The 4,990-nt window shown below is 75.0% G+C and carries 4 protein-coding genes; 2 read left to right on the top strand and 2 right to left on the bottom strand.

Features of this window, described 5'->3' with window-relative positions; translation table 11 throughout:
* Nucleotides 1-120: 120 nt before the first annotated feature.
* Nucleotides 121-834, bottom strand: coding sequence for a hydrogen peroxide-dependent heme synthase (gene hemQ / locus ACFCY7_RS39775; protein ID WP_376490959.1), 714 nt, complete (start codon nt 832-834; stop codon nt 121-123).
* A gap of 17 nt (nt 835-851) precedes the next feature.
* The gene (gene hemG, locus ACFCY7_RS39770) at nt 852-2,315 is read right to left on the bottom strand and encodes a protoporphyrinogen oxidase (protein ID WP_376490958.1); all 1,464 of its coding nucleotides are present in this window, start codon (nt 2,313-2,315) and stop codon (nt 852-854) included.
* Between the two features lie 193 nt (nt 2,316-2,508).
* Between hemG and ACFCY7_RS39765 the strand changes: the two genes are divergently transcribed.
* The gene (locus ACFCY7_RS39765) at nt 2,509-3,552 is read left to right on the top strand and encodes a DUF4349 domain-containing protein (RefSeq protein ID WP_376490957.1); all 1,044 of its coding nucleotides are present in this window, start codon (nt 2,509-2,511) and stop codon (nt 3,550-3,552) included.
* Between the two features lie 10 nt (nt 3,553-3,562).
* Nucleotides 3,563-4,936 carry an FAD-dependent oxidoreductase gene (locus ACFCY7_RS39760; protein ID WP_376490956.1) on the top strand — a complete coding sequence of 458 codons (1,374 nt, stop codon included), beginning with the start codon at nt 3,563-3,565 and terminating at the stop codon, nt 4,934-4,936.
* The last annotated feature ends 54 nt before the right edge of the window (nt 4,937-4,990 follow it).

Genomic DNA, 4,990 nt, shown 5'->3' with positions numbered 1-4,990 from the left:
GAGCCGGACCCGGTGTCGCTGGAGCGGCAGGCACGTGTTTCCCGCCTGCCGTCTGATCTTCCGGGTCGAGGGGTGGCGCGCCCGGCCGGGAGCCGGGCCGCCACCAGGTTCGTACGGCCGTCAGGCCAGGCCCGCCACCAGGTCGGCGACGCTCTTGCGGCGACCGGTGTAGAAGGGGACCTCTTCGCGGACGTGCATCCGGGCCTCGGAGGCGCGCAGGTGGCGCATCAGGTCGACGATGCGGTGCAGCTCGTCGGCCTCGAAGGCGAGGATCCACTCGTAGTCGCCGAGCGAGAAGGAGGCGACCGTGTTGGCGCGGACGTCGGGGTAGCCGCGGGCCATCTTGCCGTGGTCGGCGAGCATGCGGCGACGGTCCTCGTCGGGCAGCAGGTACCAGTCGTACGAGCGCACGAACGGGTACACCGAGACGTAGTCGCGCGGGGTCTCGTCGGCCAGGAAGGCCGGGATGTGCGACTTGTTGAACTCGGCGGGGCGGTGCAGCGCCATGTTCGACCAGACCGGCTCCAGAGCGCGGCCCAGCTTGGTGCGGCGGAAGAGGCTGTACGCCTCCTGGAGCTCGTCGCTCGTCTCGGCGTGCCACCAGATCATGACGTCGGCGTCGGCGCGCAGACCGGACAGGTCGTACGTGCCGCGGACCGTGATGTCCTTGGCGGCGAGCTGGTCGAACAGCTCCTGGACCTCGTCGGCGTAGCCGGCGCGGTCCTCGGGCAGAACGTCGCGCAGCTTGAAGACAGACCACAGGGTGTAGCGGATGACCTCGTTGAGGTCCTTCGCCTTCTTACCGGCGTTCGGGATCTTTTCGGGCGCACTCATACGCCTATTCTCGCCCGTCACGAGGAGTGCCCCGCACCGGGGTGGGTCCTTTGCGACGTGGCGAGGATCTCCTCCCCGATCTCGTCCGCCGCGCGGTGGGCCGAGGCGACGCAGGCGGGGATGCCGACGCCGTCGTACGCGGCTCCCGCGACGCGCAGTCCGGGAAGGGCTTCGAGCGCCCCGCGGACGCGGGCGACGCGGTCCAGGTGGCCGACGGGGTACTGGGGCAGGCCGCCGATCCAGCGGGTGACCGCGGTGGCGACGGGGCGGGCGGTGAGCCCGGTGGCGGCGGCCAGGTCCTTGGCGGAGGCGGCGACGAGGTCGGTGTCCTCGCGGTGGACCTGCTCCTCCTCGCCGTGGCGGCCGACGGAGGTGCGCAGCACGAACAGGTCGGGGGCGGAGTCGGCGACCCAGTTCCACTTCCGGCTGGAGAAGGTGGAGGCCTTGATCGTGTGGCCGTCGACGGGCGGGACCAGGAACCCGGAGCCGGGCAGCTCCGGCACCTCGGAGCGGCGGAAGGCGAGGGTGACGAGGGCCATCGAGGCGTACTCGACGGCGTCGAGCTCGGCGGCGGCGTCCGGGGCGTGGCCGCCGAGGAGTCCGGCCGCGACGCCGGCGGGGGTGGCGAGGACGACGGCGTCGGCCTCGAACGTCCGGTCGGGGGTGACGACCTGCCAGCCGGTGGCGCCGGAGCGGAGCAGCGCGGTGACGGGCGTGCCGGTGAGGATCTCGCCGCCGGCGGCGCGGATCGCGTCGGCGACCGCGCCGGGCAGGGTGCCGATGCCGCCGTCGAGCCCGAGGAAGGCCGCGCCGCCGAGACCGGTGGCGGCGCCCGCCGCGTCGGCGGGGACGGCCGCGCCGGCCTGCTGCACGGCGCGGACGGCCGCGGTGAGGGTGGGGTGGACGCGGGCGGCCTCGAACAGGGCGGGCATGGCCGCCCTCATCGAGATGCGGTGGGCGTCACCGGCGTACACGCCGCCGAGGAGGGGTTCGACGAGCCGGTCGACGACCTCGTGGCCCATGCGCTGGGCGACGTACGCGCCGATGGCGACGTCCTCGCCGATCTCGGTCGGCGGCAGCTCCAGGTCGCCGTCGATCCGGCGCAGGCCCTCCGCGGAGACGAGGCCCTCGACGGCGCGGGCGTCGCCGGGGACGCCCATCACGTGGCCCTTGGGCATGGGGATCAGCTCGCCGCGGGACCAGACGGACGCGGTGGTGGTGCCCGGGGCCTGGAGCCGGTCGCCGAGGCCGACGGCGCGGGCCAGGGCGACCGCCTCGGGACGGCGGGCGAGCAGCGACTCGGCGCCGAGGTCGACGGGAGCACCCGCGATCTCCCCGGCGAGGAGCTTGCCGCCGACCCGGCCGCCCGCTTCGAGGAGCGTCACCCGGTGGCCGGCGAGGGCCAGTCGGTGGGCGGCCGCGAGTCCGGCGATACCGCCTCCGGCGACGACGACATGGGATCCCGTGGTGTCCGCGTTCATGGGACCACTCTCTCAAATCGCCCGTCTCCGGCGGACCGCCGTCCACCTGTCGGCCGTCCGGGGGCCGGGCGCTGTCCGCCGCTCCCGTTCCGAGGCCGGACCGTGACCGCATCGCTACCGCCGGGGCGAAACCCGTTCCGCCCGCCGGTACGTCCAACCGCCGGCACTCGTCCACCGACCCCCGGGGGGAATCATGCGGAGCGTACGAACGACGGCGAGAACGCGGACGGCAGGGACGGCGGTGCGGGCGAGGACCGTGGCGGCTGCGCTGCTCACGGCCGCGCTCGTGCTGACCGGCTGCGGCGCCGGAGGGAGCACGGACTCGGGCGGGGACGAGAAGTCGGACCTGAGTGCGGCGCGGCCCGCCGACGGTGCGGCGGCGGGCGCGGACAAGAGCGGTGCCGTCGACGGCTCGTCGGGCGCCGCGAAGCCCGCGCCGCAGGCGCCCGCGCGGCAGCAGCACGTCATCCGGACGGCCTCGCTGTCCGTGGAGGTCGCGGACGTGCCGAAGGCGCTGGCCACGGCCCGGCGGGTGACGGCGGGCGCGGGCGGGCGGGTCGAGAACGAGGCGACGGAGCGGGTCGACGACGCGTACGTCACCTCCCAGGTCGTGCTGCGGGTGCCGCAGGAGCGCTACGACTCCGTCCTCACCGAGCTGGCCGGCACCGGCAAGCTCCTCTCCCGCAAGGCCGACGCCAAGGACGTCACCGACCAGGTGGTCGACGTGGAGAGCCGGATCGCCACCCAGCGGGCCAGCGTGGCGCGGGTGCGGGCGCTGATGCAGCGGGCGGAGCGGCTGGCCGACGTCGTGACCCTGGAGGGCGAGCTGAGCCGCCGCCAGGCCGACCTGGAGTCGCTCCTCGCCCAGCAGGCCTCGCTGAAGGACCGGACGACGCTCGCGACGATCACCCTCGAACTCATGGAGAAGGCGAAGCCGCAGGCCGAGCCCGAGGAGGGCCGCCCCGGCTTCGGGGACGCCCTGAGCGGCGGCTGGAACGCCCTGGTCGGCGCGGTGACCTGGGTCGGCATCGTCCTGGCGGCACTCGCGCCCTGGCTCGCGGTGGCCCTGATCGTCTTCGTCCTCTGGCGCCGGCTGGTGCGGCCCCGCCTCGCCGCCCGGCGCACCGCGCCCGTTCCGGTGCCGGGGGCCCGGGTGGAGCGGAACGCGGCGGGAGCGGTGGCGAACGCGGCCGGGGTGCCCCCGGTGGCCGGGCCTCCGGAGGCTCCCGAGAAGTAGCTTCTCTCCCATGAGCGAACGACTGGTGGTCATCGGTGGCGACGCGGCGGGCATGTCCGCCGCGTCGCAGGCGCGCAGGCTCAGGTCCGCCGGGGAGTTGGAGATCGTCGCCTTCGAGCGCGGTCACTTCTCCTCGTACTCGGCCTGTGGCATCCCGTACTGGGTCGGCGGTGACGTCGCCGCGGCGGCGGAGCTGATCGCCCGCTCCCCGGAGGAGCACCGGGCCCGGGACATCGATCTGCGGATGCGGACCGAGGTGACGGCGATCGACGTGCCGGGGCAGCGGGTCCTCGCCCAGGACCTGGAGGCGGGCACGGAGTCCTGGACGGGCTTCGACAAGCTGGTGATCGCGACCGGTGCCCGTCCGCTGCGCCCGCCGCTGCCGGGGATCGACGCGCCCGGCGTGCACGGGGTGCAGACCCTGGACGACGGCCGGGCGCTGCTCGACTCGCTGGCGCTGACGCCGGGGCGGCGCGCGGTGGTCGTCGGCGCCGGCTACATCGGGGTGGAGATGGCCGAGGCGCTGCTCGCCCGGGGCTACGAGGTGACGGTGCTGACCCGGGGCGAGCAGCCGATGGCGACCCTCGACCCCGACATGGGCCGGCTCGTGCACCGGGCGATGGACGGGCTCGGGATCAGGACGATCGTCTCGGCCGAGGTGACGAAGGTCCTCACCGGTGACGACGGCCGGGTGCGGGCGGTGGCGACGGACGCGGCCGAGTACCCGGCGGACGTGGTCGTCCTGGGCATGGGCGTGGAGCCGGAGACGTCGCTCGCGCGGGCGGCGGGGCTGCCGCTCGGCACGTCCGGCGGGCTCCTGACCGATCTGGCGATGCGGGTGCGCGGGCACGGGAACGTCTGGGCGGGCGGCGACTGCGTGGAGGTCCTCGACCTGGTGTCGGGCCGGGAGCGGTACGTGCCCCTGGGGACGCACGCGAACAAGCACGGCCAGGTCATCGGGGCGAACGTGGGCGGCGACTACGCGACCTTCCCCGGGGTGGTGGGCACGGCGGTGTCGAAGGTCTGCGACCTGGAGATCGCCCGGACGGGCCTGCGGGAGAAGGACGCCCGCGCGGTGGGGCTGCGGTACGTGACGGTGACGATCGAGTCGACCAGCCGCGCGGGCTACTACCCGGGCGCCGCGCCGATGACGGTGAAGATGCTGGCCGAGCGGCGTACCGGGCGGCTGCTCGGGGTGCAGATCGTGGGCCGGGAGGGCGCGGCGAAGCGGGTGGACATCGCGGCGGTGGCGCTGACGGCGGGGATGACGGTGGAGTCGATGACGGCCCTCGACCTGGGGTACGCGCCGCCGTTCTCGCCGGTGTGGGACCCGGTCCTGATCGCGGCCCGCAAGGCGACGGCGGCGGTCCGCGCGGCGGGCTGAGCGCGGAACCGGCCGAGCGCGGAACGGCGACGGCCGCCGGGGTCTCCCCCGGCG

It is taken from the genome of Streptomyces sp. NPDC056361, assembly GCF_042262805.1.
Taxonomy (GTDB): Bacteria; Actinomycetota; Actinomycetes; order Streptomycetales; family Streptomycetaceae; genus Streptomyces.
Note: the sequence above shows the minus strand (reverse complement) of the source record. Positions and strands in the feature narration are given on the sequence as shown.